A 25,704-nucleotide genomic window follows, 5' to 3' on the forward strand; every position below is an offset into this window, starting at 1 on the left:
TGTACGTCAAGACCGACATACGATAAAATTGGTTCCATACCTGCCTCCATGATTTTGGCTCTGTGCGTTATTTTCTTAATATAATGCATAATCCACGCTTTTCATGGAGCGCAGGTTCTACTTGGCAATCATTATGTCTACGGGTCCCACGGTATCCGAAGGTCAGGACTTTATGCCGCAGGACTTCACACACAAGACAAAAAAACCGCTTTCGAGGTGGCTCACCTCGCCGCCGGAGGCAAAAAAGCATGTGTTCTTTGTTCTTTGTTCGTGGTTCGTGGTTCTTCGTGCTTGGTTATGGAGTCGCTTCGTCCCGTCAATTTATTAAATAAGGCATGAGCGTAGCGAATACATCTCTTGGCAGGCCCGTGGACCACGAGGAGGCCCAAACGGAATAAATATGTCTGTTGCTGGCGCGTGGCCAGCCCGGCCTTGAGGGCTTGTGACCCCAATTATTCGGCCATCCCCTGGCCGAAAAGATGCCTTGCGGAAAAAAAAATGGGGTGTTATGTTCGCAACCGCTTTTGCCCTGAGGGTTTTGCCTGGTTGAGAACACCATGCTTGTCATTCCCCTCCAGGCATCGTTGCCCCGCCAGGAGGCGAGGTAAAACTACGTGACCGTCCATACTCTGCACGACAGAGCAACAGATCACTTACAGGAACTGGAAATGAACGATTCAGAAGGTGGCAGTCCGCCCGACCCTGAAAAATCATCCCATTTTATCCGACCGCTCTGCGTCCCTTCCCCGAAGGCACCCGTCTGCACGCCCTCCGTGTAATCAGGTAACCCCTCTGTTTGGGTCTCGCGCGCGGCGCGGAGACCATCAGGGAGGTACATCATGAAAAACCCGCTTCTCGTCCCTGAGCTGCGAGAATACCTTAAGTCCGACAACAAAGAGGCCCTTGCGCTCTTCCTTGACAGCACCCACCCTCGCGTGATTGCTGAATTTTTATCGGCCCTCTCCCCTAAGGAGGCGTGGAAAATTCTTCGCATGGGAGACATCTCCCTTGCCGCTGAAATCTTCACCGAAATGGAAGAGTGGTTTCAGGCAGAAGTGGCCGAGACCTTAAACCGAAGAGAGCTGGCACAGCTTGTGACGGAGATGTCCCCTGATGACCGGGTGGACCTTCTCGCCAGGATCCCGGACAACAAGCGCCAGCGAATCCTCTCCGCCCTGGCCGTGGCCGAACGGGAAGATATTCGAAAACTCTCCGCCTACCATGAAGGCAGCGCCGGCTCGGTCATGACCTCCGATTACGCCACCCTCTCACCGGAACTCACGGCGGCAGAGGCCATCGACAAACTTCGGCGGGAAGCCCCGGACAAAGAGACGATTTACTACACCTACGTGGTGGATGAAGAGCGCAGGCTCATCGGCTTTGCCTCCCTCAAAGATCTGATCCTGGCCCCGGCCCATGAGCGGGTGGAAGAGATCATGAACGCCGGCGTCATCTCAGTCCGGGTCACCGACGACCAGGAGTTTGCCGCCCGCCAGATTCAAAAATACGGACTCATCGCCCTGCCGGTGATCAACGGGGGTGACTCTCTGGTGGGCATCATCACCCATGATGACGCCATCGACATCATCACCCGGGAGCACACCGAGGATCTGGAAAAATTCATGGCCATCCAGGGAAGCCACGACGCCACCTCCTACCTGCGCACCCCGGCCCTGACCCACTTTAAGAACCGCGTCCTCTGGGTGGTGGGCCTGGCCGCCGCCGGGCTCATCTCAGGCGGGATCCTCCAGCACTTTGAGGCCACCTTGAGCCACCTGATGATCCTGGCCATCTACATGCCCATGCTCGCCGACACCGGCGGTAACACCGGCAGCCAGTCGGCCACCGTGGTGATCCGGGCCCTGGCCCTCGGTGAAATTACAGCAAAAGACATGCTCCAGGTCCTCGGCAAAGAGCTGCGTATCGCCCTGATGCTGGCCGTTGTCCTTGCCGTTGTGGCCTGGATCAAGGTTCAGCTCCTCTCCGGCGGCAGCCCGCTCCCCGGCGGCTTTACCCTGCCCCAGGTGGGGGGCGTCATCGTCCTGGCCCTGTCCATTCAGGTGGTCACCTCCACCCTCGTGGGCGCCCTCCTCCCCCTGGGAGCGGACCGGCTCCACCTCGACCCGGCGGTGGTGGCCAGTCCGGCCCTTACCACGGTGGTGGACATCACCGGGCTCTTCATTTATTTTACCTGTGCAAGGGTATTTTTGGGGGTTTGAAAAGCAGGTGACAGACTGGGGGTGTCCATGTATCCAATGACATCGACACCCTTGCCGCCTGAGGCACGGTTTTCGGCCTGGTTTAAACCCGGCCCCTATTTCAGATTTATGTCGACCCAAACGCCGATGTGATTTGACCCCACCTACAGCGCAGGCATTCACAACGCATGGTGCGTTCCCTTGCACTCCACGCGAATGCGGACGCATTTCAACCCGGAGTGACGACACCCGATGCGCACTCACAAACCCGCTTTCAAGGGGGCACACCTTGCCGCCGGAGTTATTCCGGTGAAAGTCAACGGTTGAGTTGGATTCTGCCCACCGACAAGCAATGCTCTTGCGACGTACTGTGCGTTTCTTTGCACATCACGCGAATGCAGATGCAAGGTACTGAGAGTTCCGACAGTCGTAGAGCATTCGCAAACCCGCTTTCAAGGTGGCGTCACCTTGCCGCCGGAGACAGGCTTTGAGCTTGTCCTATCCCCTATCACCTATCCCGGATATTTCATGAGAAAACAATTGGGACTAAGGAATAACCCGTAATGATAGTTCTTTGCAGTAATATTTTCAGTCGTTTCAAAAATGCAAAATGTAATCCACGGTATTCTGTCTGATTTTCTCACCCTTCGGGCGAGCTGGGTGCACTCATCTGCCGCGTTATCAGAGCTTTGAGGTAAACCACTACATCTTCAGCTCTGATGCCTTGCATATGAGCGCACCCAACTCGTGAAATATCCGGGCTATGATCTGCCCTTCCCCTCCCCTTGCCTGGCACAGGACCCTTGCCTGACACAGGACTTCATGGTACGCTCCGCATCTTTTAAGAATAATCCCGGCATGATTGTTGGGCGGCCTGCCACCGTCGTGCCTCTTGAATATATAAAAAAACACAGCCTCCGGCTGTGATAAGTCAACATGTTTTCAGCCACGAAAGAGTGCCTCCTTCATGTTGGCGGCTGGACGCATACAAAAAAACCTGTTTATCAAACCCAGCCCATTAAATTGGCAAAAGTTTGGCCGCCGGCAGGGCCGCCGGAGGCATTTTTTCACAAAAAAGCATTGGACCTTTTCCATGATCCATTTGACCAACATCACCCGGCAACACGGCGACCAGATTCTCTTTGACAAGGCGAGTCTTCAAATTATTTCCGGCTCCCGAACGGGCCTTGTGGGCCCCAACGGGGCCGGCAAATCCACCCTGTTTCGTCTGATCACCGGCGAAGAATCCCCCGACGGAGGCGAAATTTCTATCGGAAAAAAGGCCACCATCGGCTACTTCTCCCAGACCACCGGAGACATGGCCGGACGCACGGTGTTGGAAGAGGTCATGGCCGCAGCAGGCAACCTCTCAGACATTGCGGCATCCATCGCCGAGATGGAAGAAGCCATGGCCACCCCCATGGATGACGATGCAATGGCCGACCTGCTGGATCGATACGGCAACGCCGTGGAGGAGTTTGAGAATCGGGGCGGCTACGATATAGAACCCCGCGCCAAGGCCATCCTCACCGGTCTCGGGATCGGTCCGTCAGATCACGATCACCCGGTGGAATCCTTCAGTGGCGGGTGGAAGATGCGCATCGCCCTGGCCGGGATTCTTCTCATCAACCCGGATGTCCTGCTCCTGGACGAACCCACCAACCACCTCGACGTGGAGTCCATCGTCTGGCTCGAGACCTGGTTGGTTACTGAGTTCAAAGGCGCCCTTCTCATGACCTGCCACGATCAGGATTTCATGAACCGCGTGGTCAATCGAACCATTGAGGTGGCCAACCGCACCCTCACCACTTATGGGGGCAACTACGATTTTTACCTGAAAGAGCGGGAAATAAGACGTGAACAGCTCATGGCCAGCTACCGCCGTCAGCAGGAGATGCTGGCCAAGGAGGAGGATTTCATCGCGCGGTTTGCCGCCCGCGTCTCCCACGCAGCCCAGGTGCAGTCCCGTATCAAAAAACTGGAAAAAATCGAGCGCATCGAGCTGCCGCCGGAACAGCGCACCATGAAATTTGAATTCGGACCCCTGCCCCGCTCCGGTGACGACGTGGTGTCCATCGAAAACCTGGGCAAAACCTGGCCCAACGAGGACGGATCCCAGAAATCGGTTTTTGGCGGAGTCTCCGGCATGGTCAGCCGGGGCAACAAAATCGCCGTGGTGGGCGTCAACGGCGCGGGCAAATCCACCTTTTTAAAGGTGATGGCCGGCGAAACCCAGGCCACTACCGGCAGCCTCACCATCGGAGCCAGTGTTCATGCGGGCTACTTCAGTCAGCACGCCATGGACATCCTGTCCCCTAAAAAAAGCGTGTTCGACACCATCCAGGAGACGTTGCCCACGGCGGGTATCGGCACCATCCGCGGCCTCTGCGCCGCCTTTCTCTTTACCGGCGACGACGTGGACAAGCGCATTGACATGCTCTCCGGCGGAGAAAAGAGCCGGGTGGTCCTGGCCACCCTTTTGGCCCGCCCCTTGAACCTGCTGATCTTAGATGAGCCCACCAACCACCTGGACATCCAATCCCGGGAGATCCTCCTGGCGGCTCTCTCGGCATTTCAGGGCACCGTCGTCCTCGTCAGCCACGACCGCCATTTCCTGCGCGCCCTGGTCACCCGAGTCTTTGAAATTGACCACGGCGCAATGATCTCCTATGAAGGCGACTACGACTATTACCTGACCAAATCAGGTAGAGGGTAAAAAAAAGCCTCCGGCGGCAAGGTGGAGCCACCTTGAAAGCAGGTTTTAAACACGACGTCGACGTATTCGAATGCGTTCGTCCCCCGATTGATTTCCCCCTGACGGACAAGGGAAATTGGCTTTCCACCACGCATTAGCGTATAAGACGAGATAAAAAACAAATCGACCGTCTGTCACCCCGATACCCGTCATTCCATACAGAGGAAACAACGATGGCCAAAGTCAGCTGGCGTCCCGGAAATATGATCTACCCTCTTCCCGCCGTGATGGTCAGCTGCGGCGAAACGGAGGAGGAGCACAACATCATCACCATCGCCTGGACGGGCACCATCTGCTCGGATCCGCCCATGTGCTACATCTCCGTACGGCCCAACCGCCACTCCTATGAAATTCTCAAACGCACCGGCGAATACGTCATCAACCTCACCACCGAAGAGCTGGCAAAAGCCACGGACTGGTGCGGGGTACGATCAGGAAGAAAGTTTCAAAAATTTAAAGAGATGGGTCTCACCGCAGGCAAGGCGGAAAAAGTAGGTGCCCCCATCATCTGCGAGGCCCCCTTGCACATCGAGTGCCGGGTCAAAGAAATCGTGCCCTTAGGCTCCCATGACATGTTCATCAGCGAGGTGGTCAACGTCATGGCCGATACCCGCTACCTTGACGAAGAGACCGGAGCCTTTCACCTTGATGAGGCAAAGCCCATCTGTTACTCCCACGGGCAGTACCACGGCCTGGGAAAAAAACTGGGCAAATTTGGATTTTCCGTCGAAAAGAAAAAAAAACCGCCAAAACCCCTTTCGAAACACCGAGGGGCAATGACGGCTCCAAAACACAAAAAAAAGCAGACGCCGCGACATCAATCCTGACAAGCCAGAAGCCAGGGGCCAGTCAAACCGCCCCGGACACGCCAGGCAGGGCCTGATCCGAAATCACCCAATCAAAGGCTTTCCGCTTGACCCGGAACAAGGGTCAGGCCGTATCGCCATCGACAGCGACCGTCACCTGACATCCCAGGGCACCCCGCCCCCTTGATCCTTATGCGCTAAACCGTTCCAGGCCAGTGGTGTCGGCTTTTCGAGGGTACTTCAAGTAGGGAATGATCTGGCGGTTCTTGTTGCCCCCGGTGCCGTCGTAGGTCACGCACACCACAGGCACGCCGGTGACCGCCTCGATCTTCTCGGTCATGGACTCAGTAATCAACGAGGCACAACAGAAGGCGGGGCTGGTCTGAACAAAGAGGCCCACATCCGGATAGTGCTTTTTGATGTAATGGATCTTGAGAATATTGTCCATGGACTCCCCGGTGTTCTCCATGGAGAGATTGTAGGCCGAAAGGATCTTTTCCGGATCGTCGTTAAAGGTGTGGCGCACGCCGGGAAGCACCCGCTCAAAGTATTTGAGATACCGTTTTTCCAGGGTATTCATGGCCGCCAGAAGGGGCTTGTAGGAGAGAACGTTCATATACTTCCCTTCGGCAAACCACTTCTTGAAGTACTTCTCCGCAATCATCTTGGCGTACTCGCTGTACGGGGTGGTGATGGCCTCGCCCCCGTTGGCCTCGATCACCCGAATCAAATCCTGATTCATCACGTGGTTATCCCGGACATAAAGGTCCCCGAAAATGGCTACCTTGATGCGCTCCTCATGGCGAGTCTCTATCTGTGAAAAGAGTTCAGTCACCTGGATGACCGCGCTCTCTTTGGTGCGATACCCGCCCATGGCGTCACCCAATATTTCAAGGGACCGCTCCGCCACCCGGTCGGTGGAACCCGGAACCACCTCATACGGGCGGACCCGGCAAATCATCTTCCTCAAAAGCCCCCCCAGGAGGTAGGCGAAATAACTGTTTATCCCAGCCCGGATGGAGATATCAATAAAGGAGAGTTCCCCGACAAAGACTCCGGCCTTCTCCATGCCGCCGCCATGGGCCTTGAGGTGACTCTTGATAAAATGAGGGTAAAGCTTGATGTTACAGGCCAGCTCCGAGTGGGACATCCAGAGCACGGTGTGGGCCGGATCCAGATGATTTTCCTCCATGCACTCGATAAACCCCTGGGCGATGGCGTTCACCGGAATACACTGACCGGTATTAAATTTCAGGCTCTTTTGAATGGTGGCCGGGGTCTCCTTGATCAGGTAAGTGGTAAACCCTTCCCGCCTCAGGTTCTCTGACAAAAGCTGGCAGGTGAAAGCATCCCAGTTGGGAATCACCACGTTCTTGTTTCCCACCTCTTTTGCCAACTCTGGATTGACCAGGGAGTAGTCACGGACAACCCCTCGGCCGATCTGGGCATAATGGTTCCGAAAGGAACGGATGGCTGCTTCGATGCGGGTTTCGTACCCCACGCTGGAGTCGTGTTCGTCCAGTTCGAGAATCAGGTAGGGCTTGTTATTGGCCTCCATTATCTTCTTAAAGGCGTCAATGATAAAGGCATCCGGGGCACACTTAAAGGAGGTAATGAACACCGGATAAAGCCCTGGGGTTATAGCGGCTGTCTCTGCGGCTTCCAGTATTTTTGCCGCATAGTTCCAGTGCAGTTCATCCAGAATGGGCTGAATCTTTGTGGGATCCCCCTTGGGCAGCATGTCCTGATAAAAGGATTTCACCCCCCGCTCGGCCAGAATCTCGGGGATTCGATTGTTCGCATTGGAAGAAAGCACGGTATAGGGACGCCCTAAAAGCACGGCTGAGAGAGTCTCCTCCGGGGCAAATGTATCCAGGAAAAGCTCTTTCAGCTTCTTCTCGCCATCTAAAACAAACTCCTGGGCCTTGTTGTACGCCGTGGAGATCTCAAAAAAGCTGATGGGCTTATCCGTCACCTCCTTCATCATCCGGTAAAGCTGGTACCGTGTATGAACCCCGGAATAGATGTACTTCAGAGTGGGGGTAAGAAGTTTTGCCCTGCCCCCCAGGGCTGACGCGGAGAGAACCGCCGGTGAAAACTGGGTGTAATAGCAGTACTGGCGCCGGCCTCCCTTCTCCGGGTTCTTATTCTCTATGTAATAGGGAAGGAAAACAAAATCTGCTTTGTCGGTCAGGTGGGCGACATGGCCGTGAAGGGCCGTCATGGGAGCGCAGAACTCTGCCCCTGTCAGGTTCTTCCCGTCCTTCACCGCCGATTTCAAGCCTTCACTGGTAACGGCCTTGATGGAGAGAAGAGAAAAAAACCGTTTCCAGAAGGGCAAATCTTCACGCAGATGCAGCGCCGCCGGAATTCCGATCACCTCCTTGTGACGATACTCGGGGACCGGCTCCTGACGAAAAATTTTCTTGCGTGCCTTGAGCAGATCAAAGCCCGCCGTGTTGCTGCTCACAAAAGAGGTGGATTCATAATCACGGCCACAAAGAAAGCCGTAGGCGACCTTCTCACCGGCCACATCGGCCACGGAGATTTTGCAATGGTTGTTACAGAGGCCACACACCTCGGAGACCACCTTGATGCTCTGGCGATGAATTCCGGTGCCCCGAAAGGTGGTCTTTTTAACACCGTCGTCCAACAGGGTGAGGGCCGTCCCCAGGGCGCCCGTCAGGTGACAGTATTTCGACACCAGGATTCTTTTATTCAGGCGCTGCTCAAAGGCCGCCACCAGGGCCTTGTTTTTTGCCGTGGCACCCTGAAAGAAAATCATCTCTCCGATGCGTCCCTCGTCCGCCACCTTGATCAGGTAATTTTCCCGCACCGAATGCAGGGCCGAAGCCAGGACTTCATCCACGGAAAACCCGCAGGCAAGATAGTGGTTGATGTCCCGTTCCATAAAAACCGTGCAGCGATCGCTGCTCATGGGGGCACGCACCCCCAGGGTCCGCTGAGAATACTCCCGCACATCACACCCCAGCTTCAGGGCCTGCTCTTCAATAAAACTGCCAGTCCCCGCCGCGCAGACGTTGTTCATGACCGAGGACGTCACCATGCCGTCTTTCAAGGTCGTGAACTTGGCATCCTGCCCACCAATCTCGATGATGGTATCCACGGCAGGGTTCAATTCACAGGCGGCTCTTGCATGGGCGGTAATTTCATCCAGACAAAGATCGGCTCCTACGATCCGGCCGATGAACTTCCGACCCGACCCCGTGGTGCCGGCGCCCTGCCAGTGAAAGGCCACTCCCAGCCTCTGTTCCACCTCCTCGACCGCTTCAAAGATACCGGAGATGGCATCCACAGGACGTCCTGAGGTCCGCGTATAAAAACCGGCGATCACCCGTTTTGTGTCATCCACCACAATGGCCTTGGTGCTGGTGGACCCGATATCGATGCCCAAGGTGACGGGAAGCGTCGTTTCCTTCGGTTTTTCATAGATATCCACTTCCACAAAGCTCTTCAGCCCGTCATGCTCAAAGGGAAGATCGTAGCTCTCTTCACTTGTGAAATCAGGGTAGTCAGAAAGCCGCAGCTCAAGGGAGGGATAATAATACTCTTTCGTCAGCGTTTCGTGGCGTAAAATACCGTCAGGAATTGAGACAGGGACCGCATCGGCAGAGACAGACGCCTCATCCAGAAATTCCAGGGCCACCCCGACGGCGCCGTAATAAAGGACCAGCTCATCGGTGACAAAGGGCACCCCGGCAAGGCCCTCCAGGTGTCCGGTCACGGCCCGGTTCAACGCCACCCCCCCCACAAAAAGAACGGGGTTCTTCTGCTTCCTGGAAGCAAACACCGTATCGGCGATATTTTTGGCCAACCCATGACACAGGCCATCGCAAATCTCTGGCAGGGAGTAGCCCTCCTGCTGCGCATGAATGAGATCTGTCTTGGCAAAGACGGCACACCGGGAGGCAATCTCGGGAAAGGTTCCAGCGCTCTCTTCAGCAATGCAGGAGAGCTCCTCAATACCGCTCAAGTTAAGACGCCCCGCCTGTTGATCCAGAAAACTTCCTGTTCCGGCGGCACAGGACGTATTGCCCCGTGTGTCTACGTAGTTGCCCTCTTCATCAAAACGGATCAGAGCAAACTGCTCCCCCCCGACGGAAAGAACACTCCGGATCTCTGGATGGAGATGCTTGACCGCATGAATCAAGCTGATACGCCCGTCATATCGTCTGGAGGCCTCAATGAGAGAAGGGGTGGTGTCGGTGGCAACCACCGCCGCGATTCGGCTCTCTGAGAAATTATCAAGCAAGGCCGCCACGGATGTTTTCATCTCGCCTTTGTGCTGAAGGCTTACCTTTTTAACAATCTGCCTGTCGGGAGTCATCTCTACGGCTGTCGCCGATACGGAGCCGATATCCAGTCCAAGAATGTTCGAAGTCATCTGTCGTTCCTGTATAAAAGGTTCAATGTTTTTAAACGGGCGCGGGAAAAGGTTTCTCTTTCGGAAGCAACGCTTCACGTTCACCAGCAAAAAGAGGGCGCCCCGTATAAGGACTTCATGGGTCAAAAAAATATACGTACCATTTTCAGAATACGTATTCTACACCCCTGCACGTATACATACAAGCCCATATCTCATTTCCTTTTCCCCGTCTTGAACCTTCACCTCACGCCGAACACCACGATTTTACACAATCAACCTTAAAACACCCGGAGATGCGCCACGAATAACTCACCCCGAAAAGCCCTCAGACCCAACGGAGATACGTCCTCTGTGAGGTGTATGACACGCGGATCAACAAAAAGAGAAAAACCTGCGTGGCCACCCCCCCTCACAGGGAGGTTGATTTATGAATAATTTCCTATTAATATAAAGGCATTCGTTTATCAATACGTCATCATCTACGCGATAAAGGCCTGTTATCTGCACCTGCGCACCCGACGCCACCTCTTTCTCTTCCCAGGCCCCGGCATACCCCACGCCCCTTTGTTTGATGCGTAGATTAGGTTGCCGGGTTAATAACCCGTCATATCCCATGCCCTTTTCTCCCCTTGATGCTCCCAGCATGAAACCAGGGGACTCAAAAAAGAAACATAACGGTGCCTTCTACAGAGCCCGCAAGACACTCACGCAATCCCTGATTTCATACGTATTTATTGAGGCAACAGCCCGGTTGTGTAAACCAAAGGGCGGAGCTATAGTCCATGAAAGCACGCGTCTAAACGGCCCCCAAGATCCTCCGTCTCCCCATGCATCGGACCTCTATCACAATGAAACGCAATGACTGAAAAGAGACACCTGATCAAAGACAAAACCCTTCAGGTCAAAAGCGACCTTCAGGTCCTCCCGGAGATACGTCGATTTCTGCGGGAGATGTTCACAGACATCCCCGAGGACCCCGTGGATCGCATGGAGTTGGCGGCCAATGAGGTGGCAGCCAACATCATCAAACACGCCTACCAGGGACGTCCTGATCAACCCATCTCCATCCGGGCAACGGTCCAACCCGACCGCATCTGCGTCCGATTCGTTGACCGGGGCCGCACTTTCGACCCTGAAAACGTCCCGGCCCCCCATTTCGATGGCTCCCAGGAAGGAGGCTTCGGCCTCTTTATCGTCTCCCGGGTGGTGGACCGATTCGACTACCTGCCCGACGAGAAGGAAAACCAGACAACGCTCTGCATCCATCTGCCCTAACCCGGCTCGCCCGAAGGGTGAGAAAATCAAACAGAATACCGTAGATTACATTTTGCATTTTTGAAACGACTGAAAATATTACTGTAAAGAACTGTAATTACGAATTATTCCTTAGTCCCGATTGTTTTCTCATGAAATATTCGGGCTAACCCGCCACGGCCCAAACCAAGCAAACAAACAAAGAAGGCAACCATGAAGATCCGCTCCGAAACAATCAACACCACGGTGGTAGTGGACATCCTGGCCGAATCTCTGGACGCCGGAAATACCCGTGAATTCCGGGATGCCATCACCCCCCTGATCAACACCAATGCCACCCTTGTCCTCAACCTCGAGAGCATTAAGTTCCTCGACAGTTCCGGTTGCGGATCGATTCTCTCCTGCCTCCGCCAACTCAATGCCAAGGGAGGGGACCTCAAAGTCTGCGGCCTCCAGAAAACCGTTCGGGCTGTCTTCGAGCTGGTACGCATCCATCGCATCATCGATATTTTTGAGAACCGTGAAGACGCGGTCAAGCAGGCCTGATCCCATGCAAACGCCCCAAAAAAACGAACCGCAGCGCACCGAACTCATCGAAGAACTCTACGGGTTATACGGCCGGGGTCCCCTTCGCATGCGTCTGCGCTTCTTCCGAAAAAAATACGCATGGATTGCGGTCACCGGGGGGGCCTGGGTGATCAAGCGAGGGGTGGATATCCTGGCCTCCGCAAGCGCCGTCCTCCTTCTCTCCCCGCTCTTCCTGGTTGTTGCCATCTGCATCAGGCTTACCGACGACGGCCCCATCCTCTACTGGCAGAAACGGGTCGGCAAGTGGGGAAAAGAGTTTCCCTTTCCCAAGTTTCGGTCCATGGTCATCCACGCCGAATTTTTCAAAGATGCGATCCTGGACCAAAGTCATCACAGGCAAAGCGTCACCTTTAAAATGAAAAAAGACCCCCGGGTCACCGGTATCGGTCGCATCATCCGAAAACTCAGCATCGACGAACTGCCCCAGCTCTGGTGCGTCCTGAAAGGAGAGATGTCCCTCGTCGGCCCACGCCCCCCCCTCCCCCGGGAGGTCGACCTCTACACCCTTGCCGACCGAAGGCGTCTCGATATCATTCCCGGTCTGACCAGCATCTGGGCCGTCAGCGGCCGGGGCGATATCCCCTTCGACCGCCAGGTGGAGCTCGACCTTCAGTACATCGAAAGCCGCAGCCTGAAAACCGACCTGAAAATTCTCTTAAAAACCATCCCGGCCGTCCTCTTCGGTCGCGGAGCGTACTGAATTCCCCCTCTCCCCGAGGGCAACACCTCCGCATCGCTGCGGGCCACCCAGCCACCAGGGTCCCCATGAAAGCCATCATCATTGCCACAAAAGGAGTGGACGACGCTCCGGTCCTGTCGGAGCGATTGGGACGGGGCATGCTGCCGGTTCTGGACAGGCCTCTCCTGCAACACATGGTCGAGAGCCTGATTCGATGGGGCGTCACAGAGGTGAGTTTTGTGTTATCCCACCGCCCTGAAAAGGTGGAGGCCTTTTTCGGATGCGGGCAGCGATGGGGATGCCCTTTTCATTATCACCTGACGCGAGATCCGGAGCACCCATACCGTGCCCTTGCCGAGGCCCTTTCTCCCCCCCGAACCACGCCCCTTCTCCTGGCCCATGAAGAGAGCCTCCCGCTGCTGGGCACCCTGGAAACGGACACGAAGACTCCGCTTCTCCTGATGCGCGGGGGCGAAACCCACGCGCAGTGGTCAGGCTGGGCCGTGCTCCCTCCTGAGTGGTCCGCAGGCGTATCCGAAACCACCGATCGTCAAGGGCTTGAGGAGCTGCTGATACAAACCGGTGGGGTCAAGCACTCGCTGAGTGCCTGCCTCCTCATCAAAGATGCGGCCACTCTCCTCATCGCCACCCGAGAGCTCCTGAACCTGGGCGTGCCCCACCTCATGCATTCCGCCCGGGAGGTGGAAGAGGGGATCTGGCTGTCACGGGACGTCGGGCTGCATCCCACCGCAGAGATCACGCCGCCGGTTTATATCAACGAAGCGTGCCGCATCGGAAAAAAAGCGGTGATCGGTCCCCATACCGTCCTGGGCAAAGGGTGCGTGGTGGATGAAAAAACGCGCATCAAGCATTCCGTGGTCCGCTCTTTGAGCTACATCGGAAAAAATCTCTCCATCGAGGCCTGCCTGGTGGACAAGAATTGTCTGGTTAACACGGCCCTTGGCTCCGAAGTTCTTATTACCGATGCCTTTATCATCGGAGACATGGCTGAAAAGCAACTTCGAAACAGCTTGGTCAGGCTGGGTTCCCGGGCCATGGCTCTGCTGCTGTTGGCAGCCTTTGCCCCCCTTCTCCTTCCTACTCTGGTTGTCCTCACTCTATTCCGAAAAGGCCCCTGCCGATCCCGACTCCAGGTGGTCGCCCTCCCCCCCCCCCCCCATGAAACCCACTGGAAGATGGTCTCCTTTACCACCTGTGAAGAGGCAGGCCCGGACCCCATCAGCTGGGAAGCCCGCTGGTGGCACTTTTTTCTCGTCTTTCTTCCCGGGCTCATTCCTGTGGCCCAGGGTCGACTTCGATTCGTGGGCCTCGGACTCCGAACCCCGGAGGCCCTCCGCGCCCTGCCTCCAGACTGGAAAAGTCTCTACCTCTCCGGTAAAGGAGGGCTCATCACCGAAGCCATGCTTCATTTCGGCGCCTACCCCTCCGAAGATGAGCTCTACGCAGCCGAAACCGTCTACACCGTCTCCTCTGGATTCCGCTACGACCTGAAACTCTTCGTCACCTATATCGGCCAGCTCTTCGGCATCGTCCCGCGACCCGGCAAACCGTCCTGAAAGGCGTCCGCATCCGCCTGAAACATGACAAAAATGCGAGGCCCACTCACCACTCACTTCTCACTATTCACTTCTCACTTCTCACTTCTCACTATTCACTATTCACTATTTACTAATCACCATCCACCCACCCTGACCCCATGGATAAACTCGTTCTGCTGCCCCTGATCATCAGCGCTCTGCTCCTCACCACCCGTTCGCCCCGAGAGGTGTTCATCCTCTCCTTTCTCCCCGCCATCACCTTTTTTCCCGCCTATTTCAACGTCAAGGTGGTGAGCGGCGTACCGGAGCTCTATTTCTGGTCGGCGGCACTGGTCCCCATCATCGCCGTCTGGGCCACAAACGGCTTTGACGGTTACGAACCGCACTGGATTGATCTCTTCATCTTTGCCTATGTCTTCTCCATCTTCTTCGCTCAATGGAGCAACAGCACCTACAAGATCTCCCAGAAGATCCTCTTTAACAACCTCATGGGCATCTGCGTTCCCTACATGATGGTCCGCAGCTTCGCTGCGGACCGGGAAGCCCTCGTCTCCCTGATTCGGGCCATTACCCTCGTGGGGGCCATCGTGGCCTTCTTCAATGCGATTGAGTTCCGCATGTTCGTCAACCACTTTGACGAACACTTAAGGCGTCTCTGGCCCACCTACGTGGTCTGGGATACCGGCATGGTCATGAGCCGCTGGGGATTCAAACGTGCCTTAGGACCCTTCTCCCATCCCATCGTTGCCGGCTACGTCTTCGCCCTCATCGCCCCTCTGGCCCTCTGGTGCCACAATCAGGGGCACTACCCCAGTCGGCGCAAAGGCCAGCTCATCGTGGGCCTGAACATCCTCGGTATTTTTGTCTCCATCTCCCGGGCACCCATCATCGGCTTTCTCCTCGGCCTCGCCGTCATTTATTACGGTTGGAACAAAAACCGCGCCGCCATCCTCACGGCGGTCACCACCTGCGGCATTCTCCTGCTCATGGTCATTGTGCCGAAGTTCATCGACTACATCGCCGTCACCCGCGCCACGGCCACCACCGAAGCCCAGCGAAACGTCGCCTACAGAAAAGAGATGTGGCAGGCCTACAGCGAAGTGGTCATGGAGCGCCCCTATGCAGGCTGGGGACGTTTTTCCGTCCCCTCGGTGAAGGGCATGAAATCCATCGACGCCGAATATCTGGGCGTGGCCCTGGCCTCCGGGATCATTGTGCTCTCCTTCTACCTCGTCTTTCTCTTCGGCATGCTGATCCGCATGATCCTGTATGCCCAGCACACCGCCCACGACGATCCCTGGGGACGCCTGGCCTGGTGCCTCATCGCCGGATGGGTCTGCGCCATCTTTTCTCAGGCCACCGTCTACTCCGGCGCCCAGAGCGTCCAGTACCTTTACATGCTGGGCGGTGTCGGGCAGATCCTCATCCTGACCCGACCCCGGAGTCTGGCCTCCACGGTCCCTGCCATGGTCCCTGTGAAAACCCACCGTTTCGGCTTTGCCCGCATCCTGTAACCCAGAAGTAACTATTCAGATATTGCGAAATCAGAAAAGAGATTGTGAGGGCCAGGTGTAAAGAAATGGTGCGCAAGCACACCCTACGCGGTGGCGCATGGCGGGATGTTTTCGTCATCCCAGCCGTTTGAGATAGATTGGGCTGAATAGTTACTTAAAATCTTCATAAAAGAGAGCCTTATAAATAATTATGGGGGGGGACCATTTTTGCGACGCTAGTTCGGCCAATTTAGACACCTCATTGCAGATGCCCATTGATTGGGTTCCCCCTGTCAAAATAAGAGGAAAAAGCCACCCTATGTGTTCCCGTCCCCCACGAGCGCCCCTCTGTCTCACCGCCCTTGCCCTCCTGTTCCTGCTGGCCTGTACCGGTCCCAAGCCCATCGAAGTGGACAACGACGACCCCTTTGCCCGCAACAGCTTTCGCACGGACATTCCCTTTGCCGATCCGGAGGTCATCCGCCTCCACGAGGCCAACCTCACCCACGAGTACCTCATCGGCTCCGGCGACCTGCTCAATGTGGACATATGGAACCGCCCCAAACTCTCCGGAGAACACCTGGTGGGCCCCTACGGCCATATCACCCTGCCCATGCTGGGAGAATTCAAGATCGGAGGAATGAACCGGAAAAAAGCCTCAGAGCTCATTACCGCTCTTTACCGTCAATTCTACGAAGAACCCATCACCACGGTAAAGATCATCAAATACATGAACAATCGAGTGTATGTCCTGGGAAGAGTGGCAAATCCCGGCGTGATCCACTTCAGCAGTCAGGCCACCCTCCTGGAGGCGCTGGCCATGGCCGGAGGCCTCCCCACCCGGGACAAGACGATCTTTCTCTCCAAGTGCTACATTGTCCGGGGCAAAGAACAGATCATCTGGATTGATCTGCTGAAGCTCCTGCAACGGGCCAACTTGAAACTCAACATCAGCCTGGCCAACAATGACATCATCTATATTCCGGAATCCATGGACGCGGCGGTCTTTGTTATGGGAGAGGTGGAAAACCCAGGATCCTACCAGATCCAGACCACCGGCCTCTCCATGCTGGATGCCATCAACCTGGCAGGCGGCCCCACCGAAGATGCCCAGACCGGAAAAATCCGTCTGATCCGGGAGATGGAAGATCAGGAAGGGGTTAAAACCATCAACATGGACAAGATGCTGGCCACCGGCAACCTGGCCCAGAATTTTCTGCTTCTGGACAACGACATCATCTTCATCCCCAAAAAAGGGATCGCCTCCTTCAATTACTATCTGCGGCAGATTGATCCCTTCATGCGAACATTCATCAGCGGCACCATCATCCACGAAAGCCTGAAAGACTGATCCACGCATTCACATGAGACGCCTCACACACCCCGGGACAGCCTTCCCCCATGGATACCTCAGCCAACAAACCGCCGCAGAATTTTCCCTCCAAGCCCATCGACCCGGTGGGAAGTCTTTTAAATCACCTGCCCATGGTGATCCTCATCGTCCTGGTTATCCTGGGGCTGGGCGTCCCGGCCGTGTGGCTCAAGGTCAAACCCGTCTTTTACAGCGTCGCAGTCCTTCAAATCGAACCGGTGATACCCAAGATCCTTTACGGCAAGGAAGAGGCCTCCATCACGCCCTACTACGACGACTACGTGCGCACCCAGATCAATATCGTCAAGAGCTACGCCGTCCTCTCCCGGGCCATCGAAGACGCCCAGGAGACAAAGGGCCAATGGCGATTCGGCGGAGAGACCATGCAGCAGGCCGTGGATCGTCTGGCCATTCGCCTGGCCATCAAGCAGCTGAGGGACACCCAGCTCTTCTCGCTTTCCATGTTCAGCCGCCGGGGTCAGGGCCTGGCCGAAATCCTCAACGCCGTCTCGGATGCCTACATCGAACACACCCGCCTCGAGCAGCTTCACAAAGACGCCGCCCGCCTGGGCTTTCTCAAAGGCCGACGGGAAGAGCAGGAAAAGGTCCTCTCAGAAAAATACGCCATCCTCGAGAGCATCTCCGCCAAATATGCCGTCGGGATCACCGATGAAAAGAACATTTACGTCTACCTCCAGGCCGTGGTGGACCTCACCCAGCAGCTGGTCAAGGCCAAGACGCGGCGCATCGAAACCCAGACACGCCTGCGGGAACTGAAAAGCCAGATGATCAAACTTCAAGAGCTCGACATCTCCGCCGACGTGGATGATTGGGTGGAAAAAGACTGGGCCACCCGGGACAACCGGATTCAGCTTTCCCGAAAGCTTCAGGACATGCGCCTCACCCTCTCCGGGGTCAACCAAAGCCACCCGGACAAAAAAGAGTATGAAGAGAACCTCACCCGTCTTTACGAGGTGCAGGACAACCTCCTCAAACGAGCCAATGAAGTCGGAGAAAGGGTCATCCGGGGGAAGCTCCTATCGGACCGGCGCAAATCAATCCTTGAAGAAGAGATGCTCTTCGCCTCTGCTCTGAGCGCTGAAAAGCGTCTGATTGAGGAACTCACCGCCGCCGAACACAAAGCCACCGACGTCAACACCCAGATGATGAAGGCCTCCACCCTGAGGCGGGAGATCGACCGGCTCCAAAACGCTCTGCTGCGGATTGAAGAACGCATCGACCAGATTGAGGTGGAGTCCCGGTCTCCGGGCCGCGTAAGCATCCTCACCCAGGCCAAAACCCCGGAAAATCCTGACACCGGGAAACGAGTCAAAATGGCCACCGTGGTCGCCCTCTTAAGCCTCTTCACCGGCGCCGGTGCGGCCATCGTGCGAGACAAAATTGACCCGCGAATCAAAAGTACCCACGACCTCCAACGGGTCCTGGGATTCCCGCCCACCGGGCACATCATGGAGACTCGCGACGACCCAGGCGCGGCAAAGTCCTCCTACCGGGTCTGCTCAGACACCCCCTTTTCACAGACATCCGAACAGTTCAAGGAGATCGCCTTTACCCTCTCCAAAGAGGCCACGCGGCACAATTCCCGGGTTTACAACGGCCTGTCACTCAACGAAAGGCAGGGCGTCTCCACCTTTCTTCTCAACACGCTGACGGTCCTGCCCGGCATGAAAAAAAACAAGATATTTGTCGACCTCAACGTCTGGAACCCTGTCACCCGGTCCCTGCTCCCCGAAAAAGCCCCCGGCCTGTGGGACGTCCTTGAAGGCCATTGTGACCTGAAAGAGGCCGTGGTGGACTCAGACGACTACCCCTTCCACATTCTTCCCTTCGGCAACTGGCCCGGTGCCGAGAAAAGCATCTTCCAGGAGACCGGCATGGCCGCGATGATCGAGAGCCTTCGCTGCGATTACGATTACATTCTCATCGACTCACCGCCGTTATGGCTCTCCACCGACGCCCGGTTCCTCACCCACCTGGCAGACGTCACCATCCTGGTGGTGGAGTCAGGCGCCGTCATCGAAAAAGAACTCTCCCGGGCCGTCCACACCCTCGACAGCCTCGAAGTCAAAGCCATCTCCGTGGTGCTGAACCGTGTCCGTTTCCAGAGGGGCCGATACTACCGGGACGCCATGAACAAATACTATCAACTGGTCCACACCGCCTTTGATCACACGGGATAAGGGACAAAGCGTGGACCCCAGCCCAAGCACGGGATGACCCGAGACACAGGGAAAAGCCTATGAACATCACAGAGAGAATCTATGTGAGATTTTTCATCAAAAGCGGCTTCCCCTACGCTCGTCACCTGAAAAAAAAAGGCGCTCTCAGGCACCAGGGCGTGGGGTGCTTCATCGCCAAAAATTGCGGACTCCCGGACGGCTATCTCACCTCCATCGGCGACAACGTCTGGCTCACCGACGGATGCCAGCTTCTCTGCCACGACGCCTCGGTGATCATGCTTAATATCCGAAACGCCTCCCACCTGGACCGGGTGGCTCCCATCACCCTCGGTGACCACGTCTTCCTCGGCAACCGCACGACCCTCCTGCCCGGCATCACGGTGGGCAGCCACGTCATCATCGGCGCAGGATCTGTGGTCACGCATGATATCCCGGATGGCGAAGTGTGGGCGGGGAATCCAGCCCGTCATATCTGCACCACCCAAAGCTACCGGGACAAGCTCGATACGGCCACTCGTGCCCTTCCCTGGTACCCTCTCCTGGCCAAGACGGGTCGCCATGTCTTCGATCCCCATTTAGAAATTAAACTCCGAAAAATGCGCATCGCCCATTTCTTCCCGGATGAGAAGAATCCCGAATGAGAGGGCCCGATCGGCACTGGCCTGAGCACCTTCACGTCCAGCCCATGCTCCGGGCACACGCAACACCCCGGAGTTTCCCCTTACAATGCGGTCAGAGCGACCGCCGGAGCGATCCATCATGTCCCCCAAGCCCCTTGCCAGACTCCGTATCGCCGTGGCCAGTCCCGGCGATCCCTTTGACCGACGAACCTGGTCGGGGTCCACCTATTTCATGGTAAAAGCCCTTGAAAAACATGTCGGCTCCGTGACCTGGATCGGCCCCCTGGCCATCCCGCTTCAGGTATGGAAAAAACGGCTGGCCCAGATCCGTTACCGCATCACGGACCTTCGGAGCTATCCAGAGCGCACCCTGGAGGCGTCCCGACACTTTGCCCACTGTCTCGAAAAACGCCTCCAGGCAGAATCCTTCGACCTGCTAGTCGCCCCCGCCGCCAGTGTGGAGGTGGCCCACCTTGAAAGCCCGATCCCTCTGGTCTACATCTCCGATGCCACCTTCGCCCTCATGCAGGAGGTCTACCCCATTTTCTCTTCTTTGGGCGAAACCGCCACCACCACGGAGCATCACTTTGAACAGGCGGTGATCGACCGGGCCGATCTTCTGATCTATCCCTCACACTGGGCCGCGCAATCCGCCATCCAGACCTACCAGGCACCCCAGAAAAAAGTGCGGGTGCTGCCCTTTGGCGCAAACCTCGATGCACCTCCCTTGCGGGAGACCGCCATGGGGCGTCGCGTGCAAGGGCCTCTGGAGATGCTCTTTCTTGCCAAGGAGTGGGAGCGCAAGGGCGGAGAGATCGCCTTAGAGACCCTGATCAACCTGACAGAACAGGGAATCGATACACGCCTCACGATCTGCGGCACCACCCCTCCGGCCGGCTTTCACCACAACCGCATGGAGGTCATCCCCTACCTCAACAAGAATCTTCCAGACGAACGCGCGCGATTTCAGGAGGTGCTGAACAGGTCCCATCTCCTTCTTCTGCCCACACGGGCCGAATGCTACGGCGTCGTCTTCTGCGAAGCAGCCGCCTACGGCCTGCCCGTCTTTGCCACAGATGTCGGGGGCATCGGCACCATCGTGAAAAACGGGGTCAACGGTCACCTCCTCCCCGTCCACGCCGACGGGGCCGACTTTGCCCGACTGATTAAGGAGACCGTCCTCGACCCCACCACCTACCTGCGCCTCAACACCGAAAGCCGCCGGCGCTATGAAGAACATCTCAACTGGGAGGTCTGGGGACAGACCATGGCGAGCGAAATCTCACGGCTGATCCACGGGGCGCAGGAAGAATGAACGATAAGGAAAACGTCGCCCAAACAGTCTCCCGAAACTCGCTGTTCACCATGGTCTACAATGTCTGGTACCTGGGCACTCGACTGATCTTCACCCCGCTGATCCTTTCGTACATCACCCTGGAAGAGTATGGGCTCTGGGCGTACTGTTTTGTCGTGCTCTCCTACCTGGCCCTGACCGCCTTCGGGTTCAACAACACCTACATCCGGTATACCGCCGATTACCGGTCCCGAGGAAAAGACGAGAAAGTCAACGAGCTGCTCTCCACAGGGATCTTCTCCATGGTGGGAATGGGGCTCGTGCTCTTTCTTCTCTTTCTCTGGCTGCTGCCGACCCTGATCCCCATCCTCGGAATCAACCCCGAGTTGACCCGGACCGCCCACCGCCTCTTCGTGGGAACAGCCGCCATCTTCGTATTGAACTTCAGCCTGGCCGGCTATCAATGCGTGCTGGAGGGAGAACAGAAGATCGCCCTGGTGAAAAAAATCCATCTGTTCGCCTCGGTGGTGGAGCTGGGGCTACTGCTCCTCTTTTTCCGTCTCGGCATGGGGGTCTTTTCCCTGCTCTGGGCCTACGGCATCCGGTTCGGCCTGATTATCGTCCTCTCCCTTATCTTCGCCCACCGGGTGTTCCCCTTTCTTTCGGTACGCATCCGGCATCTTCGTCTGGAGGCCTTAAAAAAATTCGCCGATTTCGGTGGGAAAATGAGCTTTTTGGGGCTTCTCTCCCTCCTGATCAATTCAGTGGACCGCATCTTTATCACACGAATCCTCCACCTGGAGTCGGCCGGTCTCTACGAAATCGGTCGCAAGCTGCCCAACATCGGGATGATGCTGCCCTCTGCCGTGGCCGGCACCCTGATGCCTGCCGCCTCCCACCTGGAAGGAAGCAACCAGCACGACCGGCTCCGGGGGATCTACCTGCGTTCCACCCGCTATATCATGCTGCTCTCGGGGCTCCCCTATGCCTTTCTCATCTTCTTCGCCCCGCAGATCATCGAGGTGTGGGTGGGCCCAGGATACGAAGGACCGGCCCATGTCATGCAGATCCTGGCCACAGGGACCCTGATCAACCTCTTCACCGGCTCAGGCACCGCCTGTGTCCGAGGCATGGGCCTTCCTGGCTACGAAATCCAGTACATGGGCCTCTCCGCCCTGATGCTTCTGGGGCTCACCCCCTTTTTCATTCACCTTTATGGTATTCAGGGTGCCGCCTGGGCGTATACCCTGGCCCAGAGCGCAGGCTCCCTCTATTTCCTGCACCGAGCCAACACCCTGTTTTCCATCGCCTGGAGACAGTTCATCGGCATGACGGTCCCCCCGGTGCTGCTTCTCTTTGCCGCAGGACTGCCCGTCCTGCTGGTCTGCCAACGCATCTGGGCGCCTCTGGCGCCCTCCCGCTGGCCCGGACTTGCCCTGCTCGCCCTGTTCGGCTGCGCCCACCTGTTCCTGGCCCTGCTCCTTATCCTGGTGTTTCGAGACCGCCTCTTCTCCGCCGATGAAAAACAAAAGTTGACCCAGTTCAGCCTCCCCGGCCCCATCCGCCCCTTATGGAAAAAACTGTGGAGTGCCCCATGAAACAGCCCCTTGTCACCATCACACTTCGCATCGTCAGCCGCCTCTTTCGCCTCCTGCACCCCATGAACCGTGCCTTCCGGCGCCTTGTCTACACTGCGCGATTCATGGCCCATGTCAAAAAGGCCGACCCTTCCACCCAGTGCGATGGCCCGATCCGCATCCTCGGCACCGGCCAGATCACCCTGGGCAAGAGGTGCCGACTCGGCCGAGAATGCGAGTTCACCACCGAGGAACAGGGAGAGATTATCCTCGGGAGCAACATCCGCATCAACCGGGGCGTCACCCTCACCAGCTATGCCCAGATCCGCATCGGAACCTTTTCCATCGTGGGAGAATTCACCTCCATTAGAGACGCAAACCACGGCATGGAGATGGGGACCCCCATGCGCCTTCAAGCCCACACCTGCGCCCCCATCACCATCGGCAGAGATGTCTGGATCGGCCGAGGCAGCTGCATCCTGCCGGGAGTCACCATCGGTGACGGGGCCATCATCGGTGCGAACAGTGTCGTCACAAAGGATATCCCCTCCCACACCCTGGCCGCCGGTGCCCCGGCCCGCATGATCCGAAAAAGAGAAAAACCATCATCATAAAGCCCCTCATCAAAAACCAGTCGTCCCCCTGCAGAGGCCCCCCCATGAAAGATAAAATAGCCTACCTGGCCCCGGAGATTCCGGCGCTGTCATCCACCTTTGTCACCGGTGAGCTTCTGGAAATGGAGAAGCTCGGATTTTCCGTGCTCCCCATTTCGGTGCATCGACCCCAGGCCCCTGCCACTGGCAACGAGGCCAAGCGGCTGGCTCGCGTCACCTGTTACCTCTACGAGCAGTCCGGGGTCTCCCTTCTCTTCTCGCATCTCAGGCGACTGGTGACCCACCCGGTGAGGTACGCCCTATCGATCCAGCTCCTGATGGGGGACCTGTTCCGGGTCGGCCCGTTCTCCCGCATCGCGGCAGGGCTCTGCTACCGGTGGGCGCGGGCCTCTCATCTGGCGGATATCCTGACCGCCAACCGATGCGAGCACCTCCACACCCATTTTGCTCATATCCCCACAGACCTGGCCATGTACGCGTCGGTCATGGGGCATCTCCCCTTCAGCTTCACCGCCCACGCCAACGACCTCTTCGAGCGGGGATGGCTGTTGAAAGAGAAGGTCAACCGTGCCGCCTTTGCGGCCACGATCTCTGACTTCAACCTGCAATACCTCATCTCACGGGGGGCGCCGGAAAAATCGATCCATGTCATCCGCTGCGGGGTGGATCCCACGCTGTTTGAGGCCCGCCCACCCAAGGAGCTCGCCACCCCACCCCTGCTGGGAACCATCGGGCGTATGGTCGAAAAAAAAGGGTTTCCGCTATTGATCCAGGCCTGCGCAATCCTTAAGCGTCAGGGCCTCACCTTTCACCTTGAGATCGCCGGAGACGGCCCCATGAAAGAGGCCCTCCAACAGCGGGTCCGGGAATTGGACCTGACGGCCGAGGTCACCTTCAAAGGCCCCCTGCCCCATGGGGAGGTCCCCGGCTGGATCTCGGGGCTCGACTGCTTTGTGCTCCCCTGCAGGCGAGATGCCGACGGAGATATGGACGGCATCCCGGTGGTACTCATGGAGGCCATGGCTTCCGGGGTACCGGTCATCTCAACCTCTATCTCAGGTATCCCGGAGCTGATTGATGACAAAAAAACAGGGCTGCTCTGTGAACCGGGAAGCCATGATGCGCTGGCCGAAGCGCTGAAGGCGATGTTAAATGACCCGGAGCTGAGGCAACGCCTTTCCCAAAACGGCAGGGGAAAAGTGGAGGCAGAATTTCATCAGGGCGCCAATGCCTCGGCTCTGGCCCGTTTAATCCGAAGGAGCTCTTTCAGCAAACCCGCGCCTCCGAAACAACGGGGGACCTGGGCGAAGCCGCCCCGCTATATCGTCATCTCTCCCGTCCGCGATGAAGAGGCGTACCTGCCCGCCACCATCGCAAGCCTTGTCTCCCAGACCCTCCTCCCCGCCGAATACATCCTGGTGGATGATGGCTCCACAGACCAAACGGCGGCCATCATCCAGAAAGCCGCCGAGACCGCCCCCTTTATCCGGTATGTAAAAAGGGAAAATCGCGGCGAAAGGCAAGTAGGGCCAGGCGTCGTGGAAGCCTTCTACGACGGATACACCGCCATGGGCACCGCCCCCTGTGATTTCATCTGTAAAATGGACGGCGACCTCACCCTCGGCCCCACCTATTTCGAGACCCTTTTTGAGCTGTTCAGGCGAGACCCTTATCTGGGGGCCGCCAGCGGCAAGCTTTTCCTCGATGTGGGGGATGGCCGAAGGATCGAGGAGCGCATCACGGACGAGAGTGTCTTAGGGGGCGTCCTCTGCCTCAGCAAAAGCTGCTTTGACGCCATCGGAGGGTTCACCCGCCAGGTCATGTGGGATGGCATCACCTTTCATCGGTGCCGGATGGCCGGCTATCGAACTCGAAGTTTCCGGCACCCCGAGCTCATGATCACCGACCACCGAATCATGGGATCGTCCCAGAAAAGTATTTATCATGGCCGTCTGCGCTGGGGCTGGGGACAGTACTTCATGGGCACCCATCCCCTGTACATCCTCGCCGTGGGCCTTTATCGCATGCTGGAGCGCCCCTATCTCCTCGGCGGCCTTCTCATTGTCGCGGGTTACATCAAGGGATGGATCACCCGCACCCGTCAATACGACCACCCCGGTTTCAAGGCATCCCTTCATGCCTGGCAGTTGGAGCGGTTAAAACTTGGGGAACGTCTTGAGCGACTTCCCACCCCTGCCGACCCACCCGCGCCGAATTGTCCCACGGCCAGGGAGACCGCCGATGCGGACCCTGCCCCCTGAACCCGACACACAGACCCCCTTGCACACCCCCCCCTTAAAAACGGAA

Annotated in this window: 16 protein-coding genes; 15 read left to right on the forward strand and 1 reads right to left on the reverse strand. The window is 57.0% G+C overall.

The window, feature by feature from the left end:
• Positions 1-839 precede the first annotated feature (839 nt).
• The 3 genes from mgtE to Q1Q75_RS18975 all read left to right on the forward strand — a co-directional run bounded on the left by mgtE (position 840) and on the right by Q1Q75_RS18975 (position 5,780).
• Positions 840-2,219 carry a magnesium transporter gene (gene mgtE / locus Q1Q75_RS18965; protein WP_300673916.1) on the forward strand — a complete coding sequence of 460 codons (1,380 nt, stop codon included), beginning with the start codon at positions 840-842 and terminating at the stop codon, positions 2,217-2,219.
• A 1,072-nt stretch (positions 2,220-3,291) separates the two neighbouring features.
• The gene (locus tag Q1Q75_RS18970; RefSeq protein ID WP_300673919.1) at positions 3,292-4,914 is read left to right on the forward strand and encodes an ABC-F family ATP-binding cassette domain-containing protein; all 1,623 of its coding nucleotides are present in this window, start codon (positions 3,292-3,294) and stop codon (positions 4,912-4,914) included.
• 212 nt (positions 4,915-5,126) lie between these two features.
• Complete coding sequence (locus tag Q1Q75_RS18975; protein WP_300673921.1) at positions 5,127-5,780, forward strand: flavin reductase family protein; 654 nt, start codon at positions 5,127-5,129, stop codon at positions 5,778-5,780.
• A gap of 169 nt (positions 5,781-5,949) precedes the next feature.
• Here Q1Q75_RS18975 and Q1Q75_RS18980 read toward each other — a convergent pair whose 3' ends face one another.
• Positions 5,950-10,164 carry an acyl-CoA dehydratase activase gene (locus Q1Q75_RS18980; RefSeq protein ID WP_300673923.1) on the reverse strand — a complete coding sequence of 1,405 codons (4,215 nt, stop codon included), beginning with the start codon at positions 10,162-10,164 and terminating at the stop codon, positions 5,950-5,952.
• 840 nt (positions 10,165-11,004) lie between these two features.
• Between Q1Q75_RS18980 and Q1Q75_RS18985 the strand changes: the two genes are divergently transcribed.
• The 12 genes from Q1Q75_RS18985 (at position 11,005) to Q1Q75_RS19040 (ending at position 25,658) form a co-directional block, all read left to right on the forward strand.
• On the forward strand, positions 11,005-11,421 hold the full coding sequence (locus Q1Q75_RS18985; RefSeq protein ID WP_300673924.1) for an ATP-binding protein: 417 nt from the start codon (positions 11,005-11,007) through the stop codon (positions 11,419-11,421).
• Between the two features lie 192 nt (positions 11,422-11,613).
• Positions 11,614-11,946 (forward strand): STAS domain-containing protein, encoded by a 333-nt coding sequence (locus Q1Q75_RS18990; RefSeq protein ID WP_300673926.1) that lies wholly within the window; start codon positions 11,614-11,616, stop codon positions 11,944-11,946.
• Between the two features lie 4 nt (positions 11,947-11,950).
• The gene (locus Q1Q75_RS18995; RefSeq protein WP_300673927.1) at positions 11,951-12,688 is read left to right on the forward strand and encodes a sugar transferase; all 738 of its coding nucleotides are present in this window, start codon (positions 11,951-11,953) and stop codon (positions 12,686-12,688) included.
• A 65-nt stretch (positions 12,689-12,753) separates the two neighbouring features.
• On the forward strand, positions 12,754-14,244 hold the full coding sequence (locus tag Q1Q75_RS19000; protein WP_300673928.1) for an NDP-sugar synthase: 1,491 nt from the start codon (positions 12,754-12,756) through the stop codon (positions 14,242-14,244).
• 140 nt (positions 14,245-14,384) lie between these two features.
• A complete protein-coding gene (locus tag Q1Q75_RS19005; protein ID WP_300673930.1) occupies positions 14,385-15,740 on the forward strand; it encodes an O-antigen ligase in 1,356 nt (451 codons plus the stop codon).
• Positions 15,741-16,038: 298 nt separating this feature from the next.
• Positions 16,039-17,070 carry a polysaccharide biosynthesis/export family protein gene (locus tag Q1Q75_RS19010; protein WP_300673932.1) on the forward strand — a complete coding sequence of 344 codons (1,032 nt, stop codon included), beginning with the start codon at positions 16,039-16,041 and terminating at the stop codon, positions 17,068-17,070.
• Positions 17,071-17,120: 50 nt separating this feature from the next.
• The gene (locus tag Q1Q75_RS19015; RefSeq protein ID WP_300673933.1) at positions 17,121-19,292 is read left to right on the forward strand and encodes a hypothetical protein; all 2,172 of its coding nucleotides are present in this window, start codon (positions 17,121-17,123) and stop codon (positions 19,290-19,292) included.
• A 59-nt stretch (positions 19,293-19,351) separates the two neighbouring features.
• Entirely contained in the window at positions 19,352-19,933 is a 582-nt protein-coding gene (locus Q1Q75_RS19020; protein WP_300673935.1) for an acyltransferase, read from the forward strand.
• Positions 19,934-20,051: 118 nt separating this feature from the next.
• Positions 20,052-21,227, forward strand: a complete 1,176-nt coding sequence (locus Q1Q75_RS19025) for a glycosyltransferase family 4 protein (RefSeq protein ID WP_300673937.1) — start codon at positions 20,052-20,054, stop codon at positions 21,225-21,227.
• Positions 21,224-22,804, forward strand: a complete 1,581-nt coding sequence (locus Q1Q75_RS19030) for an oligosaccharide flippase family protein (RefSeq protein WP_300673938.1) — start codon at positions 21,224-21,226, stop codon at positions 22,802-22,804. The genes Q1Q75_RS19025 and Q1Q75_RS19030 overlap by 4 nt, the downstream gene beginning before the upstream one ends.
• Entirely contained in the window at positions 22,801-23,397 is a 597-nt protein-coding gene (locus Q1Q75_RS19035) for an acyltransferase (RefSeq protein WP_300673940.1), read from the forward strand. Before Q1Q75_RS19030 ends, Q1Q75_RS19035 begins: the two co-directional genes overlap by 4 nt.
• A gap of 44 nt (positions 23,398-23,441) precedes the next feature.
• Positions 23,442-25,658 (forward strand): glycosyltransferase, encoded by a 2,217-nt coding sequence (locus tag Q1Q75_RS19040; RefSeq protein WP_300673942.1) that lies wholly within the window; start codon positions 23,442-23,444, stop codon positions 25,656-25,658.
• Positions 25,659-25,704: the final 46 nt, after the last annotated feature.

Source organism: Desulfoluna sp. (assembly GCF_030145185.1).
In the GTDB taxonomy this organism is placed as follows: Bacteria; Desulfobacterota; Desulfobacteria; order Desulfobacterales; family Desulfolunaceae; genus Desulfoluna.